We start from the raw sequence: 17,506 nt of genomic DNA, 5'->3' as shown, positions 1-17,506 counted from the left end.
GCAAGAACGTCATAGTTTTGACACATTGCCCGCGCATTCCTGCCGCGCAGCAGAAGGAGATCACCATGCGCATTGCCGTTCTGGGCGGCGACGGGTTCGTCGGCTGGCCGACTGCCCTGCACCTGTCGAACCTGGGCCATGAGGTCCATATCCTGGACAACCTGTCGCGGCGCTGGATCGACACCGAGCTGGGCGTGCAATCGCTGACGCCGATGGATTCGATCCAGGAGCGGTGCCGGATCTGGCACCAGCAGACGGGACGGCGCATCCACTTCCACCTGCTGGACCTGGCCACGGAATACGAGCGGCTGAAGCAATGGCTGGCCGCGACCCGCCCCGATGCGGTGATCCATTTCGCCGAGCAGCGCGCCGCGCCCTATTCGATGAAGACCGACCGCCACAAGGTCTATACCGTCAACAACAACACCAACGCCACGCACAACCTGCTGGCGGCGCTGGTGGAAACCGGCATCGACGCGCATCTGGTCCACCTGGGCACCATGGGCGTCTATGGCTATTCCTCGGTCGGCGCGCCGATCCCCGAGGGCTATCTGGACGTGCAGATCGACACGCCCGACGGCCCGCGCCAGCAGCAGATCCTGTATCCGACCCGGCCCGGCTCGGTCTATCACATGACCAAGAGCCTGGATCAGATCCTGTTCCAGTTCTATGCCCAGAACGACGGGCTGCGCATCACCGATCTGCACCAGGGCATCGTCTGGGGCACCCATACCGACCAGACCCGGCGGCACGAACAGCTCATCAACCGCTTCGACTACGACGGCGACTACGGCACGGTGCTGAACCGCTTCCTGATCCAGGCCGCCATCGGCTATCCGCTGACCGTGCACGGCACCGGCGGCCAGACCCGCGCCTTCATCCACATCCAGGATTCGGTGCGCTGCATCGAACTGGCGCTGAAGGACGCGCCGGCGGCGGGCGACCGCGTCCGGATCTTCAACCAGATGACCGAGACCCACCGCGTCCGCGACCTGGCCGAGCTGGTCGCCCGCATGACCGGGGCCGAGGTCGCCTATCTGCCGAACCCCCGCAAGGAAGCCGAGGAGAACGACCTGATCGTCAGGAACGACCAGTTCCTGGCGCTGGGCCTGCGGCCGATCACCCTGGCCGAGGGCTTGCTGTCCGAAGTGGTTGAGGTGGCGCGGAAATACGCCCATCGCATCGACCGCTCGCGGGTGCCGGCGGTCTCGGCCTGGACCAAGGACATCGCCAAGCGCGTCGAGCACGACCCCGAACACAAGCGGCTGCGTTCCGTATCGTGACCGAAGGGCTGCGTTTCCGCGACAAGGCGCGGTCCGACCGCGCCTTCGTCACGCTGGCGACCAATCCCGACTATGCGACCGGGGCGGCGGCGCTGTTCCGCTCGCTGCGCCGCACCGGCACCACCGCCGACCTGGTGCTGCTTTACACCGAACTGCCGCCGGAGGCGGTGGAGGGGCTGCGGGCGCTGGGCGTGCGCGCGGTGCAGGTGGACCTGCTGCCGACATCGCCCGAATTCAACGCCCTGCACGCCCGCGACCGGCTGCACGGCGCCGCCCCCTTCACCAAGGGCGACAAGCCGCCGTTCCATACCCCGCTCGACAATTTCGCCAAGCTGCGGCTGTGGCAGCTGGACTACGACCGCGTGGTGTTCATCGACGCCGACGCCCTGGTGCTGCAAAATATCGACCGGCTGTTCGACTATCCGGAATTCTCGGCCGCGCCGAATGTCTATGAGTCGCTTTCGGATTTCCACCGCCTGAATTCCGGCGTCTTCACCGCCCGCCCCGCGCCGGCGACGTTCCAGGCCATGCTGGCGCGGCTGGACCGGCCGGGGGTGTTCTGGCGCCGCACCGATCAGACCTTCCTGGAAACCTTTTTCCCGAACTGGCACGGCCTGCCGGTCTTTGACAATATGCTTCAATATGTCTGGATCAACCTGCCCGCCCTTTGGCGCTGGCAGGACATCCGCATCCTGCATTTCCAATACGAAAAGCCGTGGCAGGATCACGCCAAGGTCGCGCAGCTGCGTCCGCTGATCGACCTGTGGCAGGCCCATGCCGGCGACGGTCCGGTGCCCGATCCGCGCGACCTGCCGCCGCCGCCCGGCCTTGAAACGGGTGCAGCATGAGGATCGCGCTGACCGGCGCCTCGGGCCTGGTCGGACGCTGGATCGCCCGCGCGGCGCTGCAGGCCGGGCACCGGATCGACAGCCTGCCCGGCTGGCGCCTGGGCGACATTCCCGACCTCGGCGACTGCGATGCCTTGGTCCATGCCGCCTTCCAGCACCTGCCCGGCCGCTATCGCGGCGGCGAGGGCGACGACCCGCAGGGCTTTACCCGCGCCAATCTCGACGGTTCGCTGCTGCTGTTCCGCGCTGCCCGCGACCAGGGCGTGGGCCGGGTGGTGTTCCTGTCCTCGCGCGCCGTGCATGACGGCCACCCCGCCGGCATGGACCTGGCCGACGATCTTATTCCTGCCCCGACAAGCCTTTACGGCCAGGTCAAGGCCAAGGCCGAGGCGGCGCTGGCCGCCATGGCGGCGCCGGATTTCCGCACCGCCAGCCTGCGCCCGACCGGGGTCTATGGCCCGGGCCAGCCGCAGAAATGGGCCGGGCTGATCGGGGATTTCCTGCGCGGCATCACCCCCGAGCCCCGCGTCGCGACCGAGTTGCACGGCGCCGACCTGGGCCGGGCCGCGCTGCTGGTCCTGGACGATCCGGGGATGGCCGGCAGCTACAATGCCGGCGACCTGGTGCTGGACCGCCGCGACCTGCTGGCCGAGGTCGCGCGGCTGGCCGGCTGCGGCACGCCCCTGCCCGCGCCGGCCGATCCCGCGCCGCTGCGCAAGCCGCTGAGCGTGCGATTGCAGGCGTTGGGCTGGCGCCCCGGCGGCATGGCGCTGCTGCGCCGCGACCTGCCAGAAATCATCGCGGAAATACCAACCTAGGCAGAATGCCGCCGATACCGCCGCCGCCCGCCCGCAAAGCCTTGCCGAAACCCGCTCGGAGGCCCAGAAGCGGCCTCGTATTTGAGTATTTTGTCGTCCTGTTCCGAGGTCTGTTCCAAATGCGCGTGCTTTCGATTCTCTGCGGCCTGTCCTTTGCGGTGACGGCCGGCTATCTCCTTGCCCTTTCGCTGATCCTTTCGCTGGCCGAATTGCCGCCGCAGACGCTGGCGCTGACGGGCCGCGGCTTCGCGCCCCTGTCCTGGCCGATGCTGGCGCTGGCGCTGCTGGGCGGGGCGACCGCGCTGCGCTCGCGTTGCGAGGGCTGGGTGCCGCTGGTCATCGGCTGCGGCCTGTTCCTGCTGTGGCAGCTGCTGCCGACGGGGCTGAACCTGGGCGCGCTTCTGTGCATCGCCGCGGCGGGCTTCGCGCTGCTGCCGCTGATCCATACCCCCAGCAGCTATTGGCGCGTGGCGGGGTGACAGCGCGGGGCGCGGCGGCTAGGCTGACGGCATGCCCGACTATGACGCCCTCGCCGCCCGCATCCGCGCCCTGACCCATGGCGAGACCGACGAGGTCGCGCTGATGGCGACGCTCGCCTGCGAAATCCACCACGCGGATGCGCGTTTCGACTGGACCGGCTTCTATCGCGTCACCGCCCCCGAGCTGCTGAAGATCGGTCCCTATCAGGGCGGCCACGGTTGCCTGACCATTCCCTTTGCGCGCGGGGTTTGCGGCGCGGCGGCGCGGACGCGGCAGATCCAGCGGGTCGCGGACGTGGATGCCTTTCCCGGCCATATCGCCTGCGCCAGCTCGACCCGCTCGGAACTGGTGATTCCGGTCGTCGGACCGGGCGACCGGTTGCTGGGCGTGCTGGACATCGACAGCGACCGCCCCGCCGCCTTCACCGACGAGGACGCGCACCGCCTGCAGGAGATCCTGGATGAATGCTTCGCCCGAGACTGAGTTCACCGGCCATTGCCTTTGCGGCAGGATCCGCTTTCGCGGCACCTATGACGCCGGCAACGACCTGAAGGCCTGCCATTGCGGCCAGTGCCGGCGCTGGTCGGGCCATGTCTGGGCCGCCATCCTGCCGAAGACGCTGGAAATCGAGGGCGCGCCGAAATGGTTCCGCGCCTCGGACATCGCCCGGCGCGGCTTTTGCGGCGATTGCGGCTCGTCGCTGTTCTGGCAGCGCGACGGGTCCGAGGTGATCGACGTGGCGGCGGGCGCCATCGATGCGCCCACCGGGTTGCGGCTGCTGGGCCATATCTTCGTCGCCGACAAGGGCGATTACTACCAGATCGCCGACGGCCTGCCGCAGAACCCCAGCGAATAGTTGACGCGGGCGGCGGGCCGGCCGATATGCGGCCGATGAGTTTCGTCTATCAGCCCACCTCCGACCAGCCGCGGATCATCCATGCCGATCACGAGATCCTGGTCGTGGACAAGCCCGCCGGCCTGCTGTCGGTGCCCGGACGCGGCGAGGATCGCGCCGATTGCCTGATCGCCCGGTTGCGGGCGGCCTTTCCGACCGTGCTGCTGGTGCATCGGCTGGACCTGGACACCTCGGGGGTGATGGTCTTCGGCCTGACGCCACATGCGCAGCGCCACCTGTCCAAGCAGTTCGAGGACCGGCGGACGAAAAAGGCCTATGTCGCCCGGCTGTGGGGCCGGCTGGAGCCCAGGGCCGGCAGCGTGGACCTGCCGCTGATCGTGGACTGGCCGAACCGCCCCCGGCAGAAGGTCGATCACGCCGAGGGACGGCCGGCGCAGACCGATTGGCGGGTGATGAAGGCCGGCGATGCCGAGACCCGGGTGCGGCTGATGCCCCTGACCGGGCGCAGCCACCAGTTGCGGGTGCATATGGCGGCGCTGGGCCATCCGATCCTGGGCGACCCGCTTTATGCCGAGGGCGCGGCGGCGGATTTCCCGCGGCTGATGCTGCATGCCGAGAGCCTGCGCTTCAAGCATCCCGAAAGCGGGGTCATGCTGAGCTTCTCGGCCCCGGTGCCGTTCTGAGGCCCTGGCGCCGGCGGCGCGGCCGGGTTCGGGTATTTGGACAAGGGCGAAGTCGAAGCCGGCGCGGAACCGCCGCCGCCCGAGCGGGTTGAGCGGCAGTTGCAGAAAACGGAGGGCGAGATGACCGCAACCGGATTCAGCCGCCGCGGAGTGCTGATGGCAGGCGGCAGCCTGCCGCTGCTGCTGACGGCCCCGGCCTTGGCCCAGGCCGCGCCCGAGCCCGAGAGCCCCGCTTTCGTCGGCAAGGCGCATCGCATCAACCTGGGCGGTTTCGAACTGACCACCCTGCTGGGCGGCACCGGCATGAGCCAGGACCCGATCGCGACCTTCGGGCTGAACGCCGATCCGGCCGAGTTCGAGGCGCTGAGCAAGGCGAATTTCATCCCCTCGGACCGCACCGGCGGCTCTTATACGCCCACGTTGCTGCGCACGCCGGATGCGCTGGTGCTGTTCGACACCGGCATCGAGCCGGGCAATACCGTCGCCTCTCTGGCTGCCGCCGGGGTCAAGCCCGAGGATGTCACCCATGTCGTGCTGACCCATATGCACGGCGATCATATCGGCGGGCTGATGGACGGGGACGCCCCGGTCTTTGCCAATGCCGAACTGGTCGCCGCGCGCGCCGAGGCGGATTACTGGGCAGCCAATCCGGGCGATGCCTATAGCGCCAAGGTGGCGCCGCTGATCGGCAAGGCGCGGCTTTTCGACGAGGATGGCGAGATCCTGCCCGGCATCCGGTCCGAGGCCGCGCATGGCCATACGCCCGGGCATACCACCTATCTGCTGGAAAGCGAGGGCGCGCGGCTTTTGCTGACCGGGGACAGCTTCAACCATTACGTCTATTCGGTGCAGCGCCCGGCGTGGCATGTGCGCTTCGACGTGGACAAGGATATGGGTGCCGCGACGCGCCGGCGGGTGCTGGTGCGGCTGGCGAACGAGATGATCCCCTTCGTCGGCTATCACATGCCTTTCCCGGCGCTGGGCTTCATCGCGCCGAACAGCGCCGGAGCCTGGCGCTATCAGCCGGCCACCTATCAGTTCGACTAGCCGGCTGCCGGTAAAGACTCTTGCGATGGCACGGTGGCCGATCAGGGGAAATCCGCCCCAAATCGGCCGGACATAGCCCGTTGTTTGACCGATAATTTCATCGGGTCCCGCACGAGTCCCGCTCTGCAACCTGTCAGAGGTTGAAAACCCGGCTCGGCTGGACCTCGCCGCCCATGTAGCGGCCGATGCAGAGTGCGCGGCCCTGACGGGCGACCCAGACTTCCTCGCCGAACTCGGCATGGCCCAGAACCTGGCCGGGGTTGCCGTTCAGGATGCGGGTGGCGCCCATCTCGGTCGCTTGCATCTGCGGCAGGTCGGCCAGCGCGGCTTGCAGGGGCAGCAGCGCGGCCTCGATCTCGGCCTGGTTGGCGCGGTCGATGCGGTCGAAGGCAATGCCCTGCTCGGCGTCGAAGGGGCCCGACCAGATCCGGCGCAGGCGCGCGACATGGCCAAGGCAGCCCAGGGTCCGGCCCAGGTCGCGGGCGATGGCGCGGACATAGCCGCCCTTGCCGCAGACCATGCGCAGGTCGGCGGTGTCGGGCGTGGTGCCCAGCAGTTCCAGCGATTCCACCCAAAGCGGGCGGGCGGCGAGCTCGACCGTCTCGCCTTCGCGCGCAAGGTCATAGGCGCGCTCGCCCTCGACCTTGACGGCCGAGACGGCGGGCGGGACCTGCATGATCTCTCCGGTAAAGCGCGGCAGGGCGGCGCGAATCGCGGCTTCGTCCGGGCGGATGTCGCTGGTTTTCAGCACCGCACCCGAAGCGTCGTCGCTGGCGGTCTCGGCGCCCCAGTTGACGGTGAAGTCATAGGCCTTCAGCGCCTCGGTCAGGATCGGCACGGTCTTGGTCGCCTCACCCAGCGCGATGGCCAGCACCCCGGTCGCATCCGGGTCCAGCGTGCCGGCGTGGCCGGCCTTCTTCGCGTCCAGCGCCCAGCGGACCTTGCCCACCACGTCAGTCGAGCCCACGCCCGCGGGCTTGTCCACGATCAGCCAACCGTGGATCTCACGCCCTTTTTTCCGTGCCATTATTCCTGTTCCGTATAGCCGATGATCGGTCCCAGCCGGCGTCCGAAATCGGCGCGGCCAAGCGCGGGGGCATACAGCCTGGAAATCGAGCCGTCAAAGTAAAGTGCATCGCGGGCGCCGAGGCCGTCGCGGAACAGCCGGCCGAATTCGTGGAAGGTCACGGCGCGGTCCGAGATCGCGAACCAGGCCGTTTGCCCGTCCGGCGAGACGCCGACGCCGTTCCTGACATAGCGGCTGTCCGAATCGACCAGGAAGCGCGGGTGCAGCGCGCCGTCGATGACCAGCATCGGCCCGGATTGCGTGGCGATGCGGCATTGCGGCTGGGCCTTGCCGAAGGCGCGGCTTTCGATCACCTGATAGGGCCGCGCGCCGCCGGCGCAGAAGACGCCGTTGGGCAGCATGCCGAAATTGTCTTTGCTGGCGCCGGTGACCAGGTCATGGGCCTTTTCGCCTTCGCTGACGTAAAGCCCGACCGGGGAATAATCCGCGTGATACATGCCGGCGTTCATGGCGAAAGCCAGCACCTCACCCGGCGCCAAGCTGCGACGGACGGCGGTGAAATCGCCCAGCACCCGGCCGTCGGCCCCGTTCAGCCACAGCTTCAGCCCCGGCTCCTGCGCGGCGGAAAGCGTGCAGACGACATAGCCCTGCCCGTCGAAGGCGCGCTTTTCGCAGATCCCGGCCACGGCGGGCAGGGTCATGGCGATCAGCGCACCAAGCGCGAGCCCCAGCCGGCGCTTCAGCTCAATCCTCATCGTCGGCGTCGTCGTGTTCCACGTCGCGGCGCACGCGATCCTCGTTGAGCAGGCGCCGGGTCTCGTCCATGCGGTCGAAGGTCTCGTCCAGCACGAAACGCAGCTGCGGCGCGTATTTCAGCGTCATCGCCTTGGCGACCAGGTGGCGCAGCTCGGGCGCGTTGCGGCGCAGCGCGGCCAGCGCGTCCTCGGCGTCATGGCCGCCCAGCGGCAGCACATAGGCCGTCGCGACCTTGAGGTCGGGCGAGGTGCGGACCTCGCCCACCGTGATCGAATGCCGGTTCAGGTCGGGGTCGTGGACATCCGCGCGCAGCAGGACGTCGGAAAGCGTGCGGCGGATCAGCTCGCCCACGCGAAGCTGGCGCTGCGAGGGGCCGGTGCCGGAATGAAAGCGGTTCTGTGCCATGGCCGCAGATGTAGGGGGTCGCGGCGCGCGCCGCAACGGGATAGAACGGCGGCAAACGGGGGAATGAGCATGGACAAACCGGGAATCGTGATTGCGGGCGCCTCGGGGCGCATGGGGCAGATGCTGGCGCGCACGGTGCTGGACTCGGACCAGGCGCGGCTGGTCGGCGCCATCGAGCGGCCCGGCAGCCCCTGGGTCGGCCGCGACCTGGGCGAGGCGATGGGCGGCCCGGCGCTGGGGATCGTGGTCACCGACGATGCGGTCGAGGCCATCGCCAAGGCGCAGGCGCTGATCGACTTCACCACGCCGGCGGCGACGGTGGCCTTCGCCGAGCTGACGGCGCAGGCCCGCGCGGTGCATGTCATCGGCACCACGGGCTTGCAGCCGGCCGATCTGGAAAAGCTGAAGGCTGCCGCCCGCCACGCCCCGATCATCCGCGCCGGCAACATGAGCCTGGGCGTCAACCTGCTGGTCGGGCTGACCCGGCGCGTGGCCGCCGCCCTGGGCGAGGATTGGGACGTCGAGGTGGTCGAGGCCCATCACAATCGCAAGGTGGACGCGCCCTCGGGCACCGCCCTGATGCTGGGCGCCGCCGCCGCCGAGGGGCGCGGCCGCAGCCTGGACGAATTGCGCACCCCGGCGCGCGAGGGCATCACCGGCGCCCGCGAAAAGGGCAGCATCGGCTTTGCCGCCATTCGCGGCGGCGACGTGGTGGGCGAACATGACGTGATCTTCGCCACCGCGGGCGAGCGCGTGGTCCTGCGCCATGTCGCCACCGACCGGGCGATCTTTGCCCGCGGCGCGTTGCGGGCGGCGCTTTGGGGCCAGGACAAGGGGCCGGGCGAATATGACATGGCGGATGTGCTTGGCCTGTGACGTCCGCGCGCTTAGGTTGAGGCCATGACCCTGCTTGCGACGCTCGACCCCGCCGATGCCGACCTGACCGCCTGCCTGGGCCGCGTCATGGCGGCGGTGCTGAAACCCGGCGACGTCCTGGCCCTGCAAGGGCCGGTCGGCGCCGGCAAGACCCATTTCGCCCGCGCCTTCATCCGCGCCCGCCAGGGCGAGGCGGCCGAGGACGTGCCCAGCCCGACCTTCACCCTGGTCCAGACCTATGCCGACCCGCTGGGGACCGAGATCTGGCACGCCGACCTCTATCGCCTGACCCATCCCGACGAGCTGGCCGAGCTCGGCCTCGACGAGGCCATGCGCGAGGCCATCGTGCTGATCGAATGGCCCGAGCATGGCGGCCCCCTGCCCGAGCCGCTGACCGTGGCGCTGGAGCCGCATGTCGATTTCCCCGAACTGCGCCGGATCACCCTGTCGGGGTCCGAGCCGCATTGGGGTTTCGCGACCCGCCTGCCGGTGATCGCGCGGTTGATCCATCGCGCCGGCTGGGCGGGGGCGCGACTGTTCCCGCTGGCCGGCGATGCCTCGTCGCGGCGCTATTTCCGGCTGCTCGACGGGGATCGCAGCGCGGTGCTGATGGATGCCGCCCCCGGCACCACCGACGGTTACGTGGCGATGACGCAATGGCTGCGCCACCGCGATTTCCACGCACCCGAGATCCTGGCCGCCGACCAGATCGAGGGGCTGTTGCTGCTGGAAGACCTCGGCGACGACCTGGTCGCCCGGGTGCTGGAGGCCGATCCGGCGCTGGCGCCGCGCATCTACGACCGCATGACCGACCTCCTGGTGGATCTGCACCGCCAAGCGCCGCCGGATTTCGTCCCACGCCTGGACGGGCCGGAGCTGGCGCGGCAGGTCGGGCTGTTCGCCGAACACTATCCCGCCGCCGCCGGCACCCCCGGTCTTGGCGCCGATGTCGCCCCCGTCGTCGAGGCGCTGCACGAGGCGCTTTGCGAGACCATTCCGCCGGTCCTGGGCCTGCGCGACTTTCATGCCGAGAATCTGGTCTGGATGGGCGACAAGCCCTTGGGCCTGCTGGATTTCCAGGATGCGGTGGCGGTGCATCCGGCCTATGACCTGGTCTCGGGCCTGCAGGACGCCCGTCGCGAGGTGGCGCCGGACATCGAGGCCGCGCAGATCGCCCGCTATGTCGCGGCGACCGGCATGGAGGACGCCCGCTTTCGCGCCGCCTATGCGCTGCTGGGCGCGCAGCGCAACCTGCGCATCCTGGGCATCTTCACCCGGCTGGCGCAGGAAGAGGGCAAGCGCCGCTACCTGGCCTTCATGCCCCGGGTCTGGGCGGCGTTGCAGCGCGACCTGGCGCATCCCGCGCTGGCGCCGCTGGCGGCGGCGCTGCAAGGCATCCCCGCGCCCACGCCAAAGGTGATCGAAAGGATCGCCGGATGAGCCTGCCGCTGATGGTCTTCGCGGCCGGCAAGGGCACGCGCATGGCGCCGCTGACCGACGTGACGCCCAAGCCGCTGATCGAGGTCGCGGGACGGACGCTTCTGGACCGGGCGCTGGATCTGGGCCGCGCGGCGGGCGTCGGGCGCATCGTCGTGAACATCCACCACCTGGGCGGCCAGATCCGTGATCACATCGGCACGCAGGCGGCGATTTCCGACGAAACCGACCTGCTGCTGGAAACCGGCGGCGGCCTGCGCAAGGCGTTGCCGCTACTGGGTCCCGGACCTGTGATCACAATGAACCCGGACGTGGTCTGGACCGGGCCGAACCCGATCTCGGCGCTGCTGGATGCCTGGGACGAGGGCATGGATGCGCTGCTGATGCTGGTGCCCATCGCCCGCACCCACGGGCGGCAGGGCGGCGGAGATTTCAGCCTGGCGCAAGATAACCGGCTGATCCGCAAGGGCGAACTGGTCTATGGCGGCGCGCAGATCGTCCGCCCCGACCGGCTGGCCCAGATCCCGGACCAGGTGTTTTCCTTGAACCGCCTCTGGGACCTGCTGATCGCCGAGGGCCGCGCCTATGGGCTGGTCCATTCCGGCGAATGGTGCGACGTCGGCCGTCCCGACTGCATTCCGCTGGCCGAGGGGCTGCTGCGGTGAGCGACTGGCAGAGCGGCCTTTTCGCCCTGCCCTGTGGCGCCGATTTCGCCGGCGCCTTCGCGGATGGGTTGATCGAACGGATGCGGCACCGCCCGCCGCAAGAGATGGCGCGGGTCACGGTCTATGCGAACTCGGGCCAGTCCCTGATGGCGCTGCGCGATGCGCTGGTCTGGCGCGGGCCGCTGGTCCTGCCGCAGCTGCGGCTGATCGCCGACATCGGCGGCGGCGCGGCCACGGCGCCGCTGGCCCGGCGGTTGCAGCTGGGCCGGCTGATCGATGCCGCATTGCGCGCGCAGCCCGATCTGGCGCAGGGGCAATCGGTGCCGGAACTGGCGGCCTCGCTGGCCGGGCTGATGGCCGAGATGCAGCTGGAAGGGCTGGACGCGCAGGCGCTGGACCGCATCGACGCCAGCGAACATGCCCAGCATTGGGGCCGCGCGCTGGCGTTCCTGCGCATTGCCGCCGGCTATTACCTGTCGGATCCGCCGCAGGATCGCGAATCGCGCCAGCGCGCCGCGGCCGAGACGCTGGCCGCCGCCTGGGCGCGAGGCGAGGCGCTGCCCCAGGGGCCGGTGGTCGTCGCCGGCTCGACCGGCTCGCATGGCGCGACGCGCGACTTCATGCGCGCGGTGGCCCGGCTGCCGATGGGCGCGGTGGTGCTGCCAGGTTTCGACCCGGACCTGCCGCAATCGGTCTGGGACGGTCTGGATGTCCGCTCCGAGGATCACCCGCAGGCCCGCTATGCGCCTTTCCTGCAAGAGTTCGGCCCACCCCGCGACTGGACAGGCCAGGCCGCCCCGGACCCGGAGCGCAACCGGCTGATTTCACTGGCCTTGCGCCCTGCCCCGGTCACCGATCAATGGATCACCGAAGGCCCGGGCTTGGGCCCTCTGGTCCCCGCCACCGCCAACCTGACCCTGATCGAGGCCGAACAGCCGGGCCTGGAGGCCGAGGCGATCGCGCTGATCATCCGCGAGGCGGTGCAGCGCGGCGAACAGATCACGCTGATCGCCGCCGACCGCATGCTGACCCGGCGCGTGCAATCGGCGCTGGACCGCTGGGGCATCATCCCCGACGATTCCGCCGGCCAGCCCCTGCCCCTGACCGCCCCCGGCCTGTTCCTGCGCCATGTCGCCGACCTCTTCGGCGCCGAGCTGATGATCGACGGGCTGCTGGTGCTGTTGAAACATCCGGTGACGGCGACCGGGCTGGGCGCCGATTACCGCCGTGATCACAACCGCCACAGCCGCGACCTGGAGCTTGAGCTGCGTCGCAACGGCCCGGCCTTTCCCGATGGCGCCGCGCTGCGCAGATGGGCCGACCGCGGGACCGAGGCCGGCAAGCCCTGGGCCCTGTGGCTGGCGGGTCTGCTGGACCGGATCGTGCCTTTGGCCGGCGACCGGACACCGCGCCCGCTGGCCGACAGGCTGCGCGACCTGCGCGCGCTGGCCGAGGATCTGGCGGCAGGTCCGGGCGGCAGCGCCGATGCCTCGGAGCTTTGGGGCAAGGCCGCGGGCGGGCTGGCGCGGGGGGTGCTGGACCACCTGACCGCCCATGCCGGGCTGGGCCACGACCTGCGCCCGGCCGAGTTCCGCGACCTGCTGCACGAGGAATTGCAGGCCCAGGCCGTGCGCCAGGACGTGGCCGCGCATCCGCTGGTCCGTTTCCGCGGCCCGCGCGAGGCCCGCTCCGAGGCGGTGGGCCGGGTCATCCTGGCCGGCTTGAACGAGGGCGGCTGGCCGCAGGCCCTGCCCCCCGATCCCTGGCTGTCGCGACCGATGCGCCTGGCGGCCGGCCTAACCCTGCCCGAGCGCCGCGTGGGCCTGGCCGCGCATGACTTCCAGCAGGCCGCCGGTGCGGCGCAGGTGATCCTGACCCGCGCCCGCCGCGATGCCGAGGCCGAGACCATCCCCTCGCGCTGGTTGAACCGGCTGACCAACCTGCTGGGCGGCCTGCCCGGCCAGGACGGCCCGCAGGCGCTGGCCGCGATGCGGGACCGCGGGCAATATTGGCTGGACCTCGCCGAAGCGCAGGCGCGGCCGCGCGAACGCATAGCCCCGGCCGCGCGGCCCTCGCCCATTCCGCCTGCCCCGGCGCTGGCGGAAATGTCGGTGACCGAGGTCAGGACGCTGATCCGCGACCCCTATGCCGTCTATGCCCGCCGCGTGTTGGGCCTGCGGGCGCTGGACCCCCTGCGCCCGGAACCCGACGCCGCCGACCGCGGCAGTGCGCTGCACGCGATCATGGACCGCTTCCTGCGCGGCCTGCCGGACCTGCCGGAATCGCCCGAGGCGATGAAGGCGCGGCTGCTTGTGATCACAGACGAGGTGCTGGCGCGGGACGTGCCATGGCCCTCGGCGCGGCTGTTCTGGCGCGCGCGCATCGCCGGGGTCGCCGACCGGCTGATGGCGGACGAGGCCCGGCGCCTGACCGAAGGCCGGCCGGTGCTGATCGAGGATCGCGGCGCGCTGGCGGTCCCCGGCGCCGATTTCCGCCTGACCGCGCGGCCCGACCGTCTGGATCGGCTGCAGGACGGGCGGGTGCAGGTCTATGACTACAAGTCCGGCAAGCCGCCGACCGACAAGCAGGTCGCGCATTTCGACAAGCAGCTGCCGCTGGAGGCCGCGATGGCCGAGCTGGGCGGCTTTTCGAAGCTGGGTCCGGCGCAGGTCGCAGGCATCAGCTATATCCAGCTGGGCGGCGAGGGCCGGACCGAGGCGCGCGACTTCGGGCCAGGACAAGCGGTTGAAACCTGGGAAGGTTTCGTCACCCTGATCGGACAATACCTGCGCGGCGAGCGCGGCTTTACCGCCCGGCTGGCGATGGAACGCAGCGACCATGCCAGCGACTACGACCACCTGTCGCGGCACGGCGAATGGGACACCGCCGAACCGGCGACGCCGGAAAGGTTTGCCGATGGATGACGCGACCCTGGCGCAGGTGCGGGCGGCGGACCCGCTGCGCTCGACCTGGCTGACGGCCAATGCCGGCTCGGGCAAGACCCGGGTGCTGACCGACCGGGTGGCGCGGCTGCTGCTGGCGGGCACGGCGCCCGAGCGCATCCTGTGCCTGACCTATACCAAGGCCGCGGCCAGCGAGATGCAGAACCGCCTGCTGGCGCGGCTGGGGCAATGGGCGATGCTGCCCGAGCCGGCGCTGCGCGCCGAACTGGCCCGGCTGGGCGAGGCTGCCGCCCCCGACCTGCCCGCCGCGCGGCGGCTGTTCGCGCGGGCCATCGAGACTCCGGGCGGGCTGAAGGTCCAGACCATCCACAGCTTCTGCGCCGGCGTGCTGCGTCGCTTTCCGATCGAGGCCGGCGTGCCGCATGGCTTCACCGAGCTCGACGACCGCAGCGCCGCCCTGATCCGCGCCGAGATCGTCGAGGACATGGCGCGCGAGGATCATCCCGCGTTGCAAGACCTGCTGGCCCTGCATTCGGGCGAGAACCTCGACGCTTTCCTGGCCGGTCTGCGGGGGTTCGAGGCCCCCGCGGACCGGGACGCCGTCTGGGCGGCCTGCGGTATGGCGCCGGGCGAGGACATGGCCGCGCTTCTGGCCCGCACCTTCGCCGACGGCGCGCTGGTAGTCGCGGCGCTGATCCCGCATCTGTGGAAAAGCGGCACCAACGACCAGAAGGCGGCGGCGAAACTGGCGGCGGGCGACTGGGTGCGGCCGGGCGCGGCCGAACTGGCGATCCTCGAATCCGTGCTGCTGAACGGGGCAGGCGCCAAGGAGCCCTTCGCGCCGAAATACGACAGCTTTCCGACCAAGGCCCTGCGCACCGGCCCCTGCGCCGAGCTGATGGACGACCTGGCGATCCTGATGGAGCGGGTGGCCTTGGCCCGACCGCTGCGCATCGCGCTGGCCCATGCCGAAAAGACGCTGGCGCTGCACCGCTTCGGCCATGAATTCCTGTCCCGCTACCGGGCGCAGAAGGCGGTGCGGGGCCATCTGGACTTCGACGACCTGATCGAGCGCACGGCGCGGCTTCTGTCGGAAAACAGCATGGCGCAATGGGTGCTGTTCCGGCTGGACGGCGGCATCGACCACATCCTGGTCGACGAGGCCCAGGACACCAGCCCGGCGCAATGGCAGGTGATCCAGCGCCTGACGGACGAGTTCACCGCGGGGCAGGGCGCGCGCGACGGGACGCGCAGCCTGTTCGTGGTCGGCGACCCGAAACAGTCGATCTATTCCTTCCAGGGCGCCGACATCGCCGTCTTCGAGGCCCGCCGCGCCGGTTTCGCCGCCGCCTTCGAGGCGGTGCGCCAGCCGATGCAGGTGCTGGAGCTGCGCCATTCCTTCCGCAGCTCTCCCGCGATCCTGACGCTGGTGGACCAGGTCTTCGCCGGCGGCGCGGCGCAGGGCCTGGGCGATCCGCCGCAGCACCGCGCCTTTCGCGCCACCATGCCCGGGCGGGTCGAGCTGTGGCCGCCGGTCCCGAAGCCCGACAAGCCCGAGCCCGGCGACTGGACCGCGCCCGTGGACCAGCCGGCCGAGAATTCGGAATCCACCCGCCTGGCCCGCGCCCTGGCCGGGGCGGTGCGGGACATGCTGGGCCAGCCGATCCTGGACGCCAAGACCGGCGCGGTGCGGCGGGTGCGGGCTGGCGACGTGCTGATCCTGGTGCAGCGCCGTTCCGAGCTGTTCGCGGAAATCATCGGGGCGCTGAAATCCGCCGGCCTGCCGGTGGCCGGCGCCGACCGGCTGAAGCTGGGGGGCGAGATCGCCGTCCAGGACATCCGCGCCCTGCTGTCGGTGCTGGCCACGCCCGAGGACGACCTGTCACTGGCGGATGTGCTGCGCTCGCCGCTGTTCGGGCTGACCGAGGAACAGCTTTACCGGCTGGCCCATGGCCGCAAGCGCGGGGAATACCTGTGGCGGCGGCTGCGGGACTCCGGGCATCGCCAGGCCGTGGACGTGCTTTCCGACCTGATGGGCCAGACCGGCTTCATGCGGCCCTACGACCTGATCCAGCGCCTGCTGATTCGCCACGACGGCCGCCAGCGCCTGCTGGGTCGGCTGGGGCCCGAGGCCCAGGACGGCATCGACGAGCTGCTGTCGCAGGCGCTGCGCTATGAAAGCGCGGAAACGCCGTCGCTGACCGGCTTCCTGGTCTGGCTGGCCGGGGACGAGGTCGAGGTGCGCCGCCAGCCCGGCAGCGCCGGCGAGGGCGAGGGGCTGATCCGGGTGATGACCGTGCATGGCTCGAAAGGGTTGGAAAGCCCCATCGTCGTCATGCCCGATTGCGCGAAGCGCCGCCCCCCGCGCGAGGCGCCGGTGCTGGCCGGGCCGGACGGTCTGGCGCTGTGGCGCGGCCGCAAGGGTGAGCGGCCGGACGCCGTCGAGGATCTGGCCGAGGCGCAGACGCGCAGGCAGCTCGAAGAGCGCAAGCGGCTGCTCTATGTCGGGCTGACCCGCGCGGAAAGCTGGCTGGTCGTCGCCGCGGCGGGCGAGACCGACGCCGACAGCTGGCACGGCATGGTCGAGGCCGGGCTGGGCCGCAGCGATCTGGTGGAAAGCCGCATCCCGGCCGATTGGGGCGGCGAGATCCGGCGGCTGTCCTTCGGCGCCTGGCCCGAAGCCGCGCCCGAGGTGGCGCGCGCCGAAAGGACGTCGGTCGCCGTTCCCGACTGGCTGCGGGCGCCGCCGCCTCCGGTGCCGCAAAAACGCCGGCCGCTGGCGGCGACGGCCTTGGGCGGGGCCAAGGTGATGGTGGGCGCCGGCGCGGGGGATGCCGAGGCCGCGATGCTGTTCGGCACCCGGCTGCACCTGCTGCTGGAGCACCTGCCCGGCCGCGATCCCGGCGCATGGCCGGCGCTGGCCCGCGACGTCCTGGCCGATGTCGAGGGCGGCCTGCCGGGACCCGAGGCCCTGGCCGGGCTGCTGGAGGAGGCGCGCGCCGTGATCGAGGCGCCCGATCTGGCGCAGGTCTTTGCGCTTCCCGAGGGGGCCGAGCTGTTTCGGGAACTGGCGCTGGCCGCGCCCTTGCCTGGCCTGGGCGTGGTGATGGGCAAGGTCGACCGGCTTGTGATCACAGCCGACCGGGTGCTGGCGGTGGACTACAAGTCGAACCGCGACGTGCCCGCCGCGCCCGTGGAGGTGCCGCTGGGCATCCTGCGGCAGATGGCGGCCTATCGCGCCGCGCTGCGCCTGATCTGGCCGGGGCACCGGGTCGAGACGGCGGTGCTGTGGACCGCGACGCGCGGGCTGATGCCGCTGCCGGACGCGCTGCTGGACGCAACCATGGCGGGCCTTGACCCCGCCCCTGCGGGTGCCTAGCTGTTCATACATTCCTGCCGGATTTCCCCCGGCATTGCGCAGG

General features: G+C 70.6%; 16 protein-coding genes. 13 read left to right on the top strand and 3 right to left on the bottom strand.

Annotation, left to right across the window (positions count from 1 at the left end; genetic code table 11):
- Positions 1-65: 65 nt before the first annotated feature.
- The 8 genes from JCM7685_RS01895 (at position 66) to JCM7685_RS01860 (ending at position 6,015) form a co-directional block, all read left to right on the top strand.
- Positions 66-1,283 carry an NAD-dependent epimerase/dehydratase family protein gene (locus JCM7685_RS01895; protein ID WP_074969861.1) on the top strand — a complete coding sequence of 406 codons (1,218 nt, stop codon included), beginning with the start codon at positions 66-68 and terminating at the stop codon, positions 1,281-1,283.
- Complete coding sequence (locus JCM7685_RS01890; protein WP_083412881.1) at positions 1,280-2,131, top strand: glycosyltransferase; 852 nt, start codon at positions 1,280-1,282, stop codon at positions 2,129-2,131. Before JCM7685_RS01895 ends, JCM7685_RS01890 begins: the two co-directional genes overlap by 4 nt.
- Positions 2,128-2,949, top strand: coding sequence for an NAD-dependent epimerase/dehydratase family protein (locus JCM7685_RS01885; RefSeq protein ID WP_074969859.1), 822 nt, complete (start codon positions 2,128-2,130; stop codon positions 2,947-2,949). The genes JCM7685_RS01890 and JCM7685_RS01885 overlap by 4 nt, the downstream gene beginning before the upstream one ends.
- A gap of 119 nt (positions 2,950-3,068) precedes the next feature.
- Complete coding sequence (locus JCM7685_RS01880) at positions 3,069-3,428, top strand: hypothetical protein (protein ID WP_074969857.1); 360 nt, start codon at positions 3,069-3,071, stop codon at positions 3,426-3,428.
- Between the two features lie 31 nt (positions 3,429-3,459).
- Complete coding sequence (locus JCM7685_RS01875) at positions 3,460-3,912, top strand: GAF domain-containing protein (protein WP_074969855.1); 453 nt, start codon at positions 3,460-3,462, stop codon at positions 3,910-3,912.
- Positions 3,890-4,285, top strand: a complete 396-nt coding sequence (locus tag JCM7685_RS01870; RefSeq protein ID WP_074969853.1) for a GFA family protein — start codon at positions 3,890-3,892, stop codon at positions 4,283-4,285. Before JCM7685_RS01875 ends, JCM7685_RS01870 begins: the two co-directional genes overlap by 23 nt.
- 35 nt (positions 4,286-4,320) lie before the next feature.
- Complete coding sequence (locus JCM7685_RS01865; RefSeq protein ID WP_074969891.1) at positions 4,321-4,968, top strand: RluA family pseudouridine synthase; 648 nt, start codon at positions 4,321-4,323, stop codon at positions 4,966-4,968.
- Positions 4,969-5,088: 120 nt separating this feature from the next.
- Positions 5,089-6,015, top strand: coding sequence for an MBL fold metallo-hydrolase (locus JCM7685_RS01860; protein WP_074969889.1), 927 nt, complete (start codon positions 5,089-5,091; stop codon positions 6,013-6,015).
- 133 nt (positions 6,016-6,148) lie between these two features.
- Here the strand turns inward: JCM7685_RS01860 and truB are convergent, their stop codons facing one another.
- From truB to rbfA, 3 genes are read right to left on the bottom strand one after another with little or no spacing between them, the layout of a single operon-like run.
- On the bottom strand, positions 6,149-7,042 hold the full coding sequence (gene truB / locus JCM7685_RS01855) for a tRNA pseudouridine(55) synthase TruB (protein WP_074969851.1): 894 nt from the start codon (positions 7,040-7,042) through the stop codon (positions 6,149-6,151).
- A complete protein-coding gene (locus JCM7685_RS01850; protein WP_074969849.1) occupies positions 7,042-7,797 on the bottom strand; it encodes a phosphodiester glycosidase family protein in 756 nt (251 codons plus the stop codon). Before JCM7685_RS01850 ends, truB begins: the two co-directional genes overlap by 1 nt.
- The gene (gene rbfA, locus JCM7685_RS01845; protein WP_074969847.1) at positions 7,787-8,203 is read right to left on the bottom strand and encodes a 30S ribosome-binding factor RbfA; all 417 of its coding nucleotides are present in this window, start codon (positions 8,201-8,203) and stop codon (positions 7,787-7,789) included. The genes JCM7685_RS01850 and rbfA overlap by 11 nt, the downstream gene beginning before the upstream one ends.
- Before the next feature lie 69 nt (positions 8,204-8,272).
- Here rbfA and dapB point away from each other — a divergent pair, with 69 nt between their 5' ends.
- From dapB to addA, 5 genes are read left to right on the top strand one after another with little or no spacing between them, the layout of a single operon-like run.
- Positions 8,273-9,079, top strand: a complete 807-nt coding sequence (gene dapB / locus JCM7685_RS01840; protein WP_074969845.1) for a 4-hydroxy-tetrahydrodipicolinate reductase — start codon at positions 8,273-8,275, stop codon at positions 9,077-9,079.
- Positions 9,080-9,103: 24 nt separating this feature from the next.
- Positions 9,104-10,519, top strand: coding sequence for a tRNA (adenosine(37)-N6)-threonylcarbamoyltransferase complex ATPase subunit type 1 TsaE (gene tsaE, locus JCM7685_RS01835; protein ID WP_074969843.1), 1,416 nt, complete (start codon positions 9,104-9,106; stop codon positions 10,517-10,519).
- Entirely contained in the window at positions 10,516-11,181 is a 666-nt protein-coding gene (locus JCM7685_RS01830) for a nucleotidyltransferase family protein (RefSeq protein WP_074969841.1), read from the top strand. The genes tsaE and JCM7685_RS01830 overlap by 4 nt, the downstream gene beginning before the upstream one ends.
- Positions 11,178-14,105, top strand: coding sequence for a double-strand break repair protein AddB (addB, locus tag JCM7685_RS01825; protein ID WP_074969839.1), 2,928 nt, complete (start codon positions 11,178-11,180; stop codon positions 14,103-14,105). Before JCM7685_RS01830 ends, addB begins: the two co-directional genes overlap by 4 nt.
- Positions 14,098-17,463, top strand: coding sequence for a double-strand break repair helicase AddA (addA, locus tag JCM7685_RS01820; protein WP_074969837.1), 3,366 nt, complete (start codon positions 14,098-14,100; stop codon positions 17,461-17,463). The genes addB and addA overlap by 8 nt, the downstream gene beginning before the upstream one ends.
- The last annotated feature ends 43 nt before the right edge of the window (positions 17,464-17,506 follow it).

The organism is Paracoccus aminovorans, assembly GCF_900005615.1.
GTDB lineage: Bacteria > Pseudomonadota > Alphaproteobacteria > Rhodobacterales > Rhodobacteraceae > Paracoccus > Paracoccus aminovorans.
Note: the sequence above shows the minus strand (reverse complement) of the source record. Positions and strands in the feature narration are given on the sequence as shown.

Bases quoted from the DNA above. Each gene is read 5' to 3' on its own strand.
- JCM7685_RS01895 (WP_074969861.1), top strand. From the start codon at position 66: ATGCGCATTGCCGTTCTGGGCGGCGACGGGTTCGTCGGCTGGCCGACT.
- JCM7685_RS01885 (WP_074969859.1), top strand. From the start codon at position 2,128: ATGAGGATCGCGCTGACCGGCGCCTCGGGCCTGGTCGGACGCTGGATC.
- JCM7685_RS01880 (WP_074969857.1), top strand. From the start codon at position 3,069: ATGCGCGTGCTTTCGATTCTCTGCGGCCTGTCCTTTGCGGTGACGGCC.
- JCM7685_RS01875 (WP_074969855.1), top strand. From the start codon at position 3,460: ATGCCCGACTATGACGCCCTCGCCGCCCGCATCCGCGCCCTGACCCAT.
- JCM7685_RS01870 (WP_074969853.1), top strand. From the start codon at position 3,890: ATGAATGCTTCGCCCGAGACTGAGTTCACCGGCCATTGCCTTTGCGGC.
- JCM7685_RS01865 (WP_074969891.1), top strand. From the start codon at position 4,321: ATGAGTTTCGTCTATCAGCCCACCTCCGACCAGCCGCGGATCATCCAT.
- JCM7685_RS01860 (WP_074969889.1), top strand. From the start codon at position 5,089: ATGACCGCAACCGGATTCAGCCGCCGCGGAGTGCTGATGGCAGGCGGC.
- truB (WP_074969851.1), bottom strand. From the start codon at position 7,042: ATGGCACGGAAAAAAGGGCGTGAGATCCACGGTTGGCTGATCGTGGAC.
- JCM7685_RS01850 (WP_074969849.1), bottom strand. From the start codon at position 7,797: ATGAGGATTGAGCTGAAGCGCCGGCTGGGGCTCGCGCTTGGTGCGCTG.
- rbfA (WP_074969847.1), bottom strand. From the start codon at position 8,203: ATGGCACAGAACCGCTTTCATTCCGGCACCGGCCCCTCGCAGCGCCAG.
- dapB (WP_074969845.1), top strand. From the start codon at position 8,273: ATGGACAAACCGGGAATCGTGATTGCGGGCGCCTCGGGGCGCATGGGG.
- tsaE (WP_074969843.1), top strand. From the start codon at position 9,104: ATGACCCTGCTTGCGACGCTCGACCCCGCCGATGCCGACCTGACCGCC.
- JCM7685_RS01830 (WP_074969841.1), top strand. From the start codon at position 10,516: ATGAGCCTGCCGCTGATGGTCTTCGCGGCCGGCAAGGGCACGCGCATG.
- addA (WP_074969837.1), top strand. From the start codon at position 14,098: ATGGATGACGCGACCCTGGCGCAGGTGCGGGCGGCGGACCCGCTGCGC.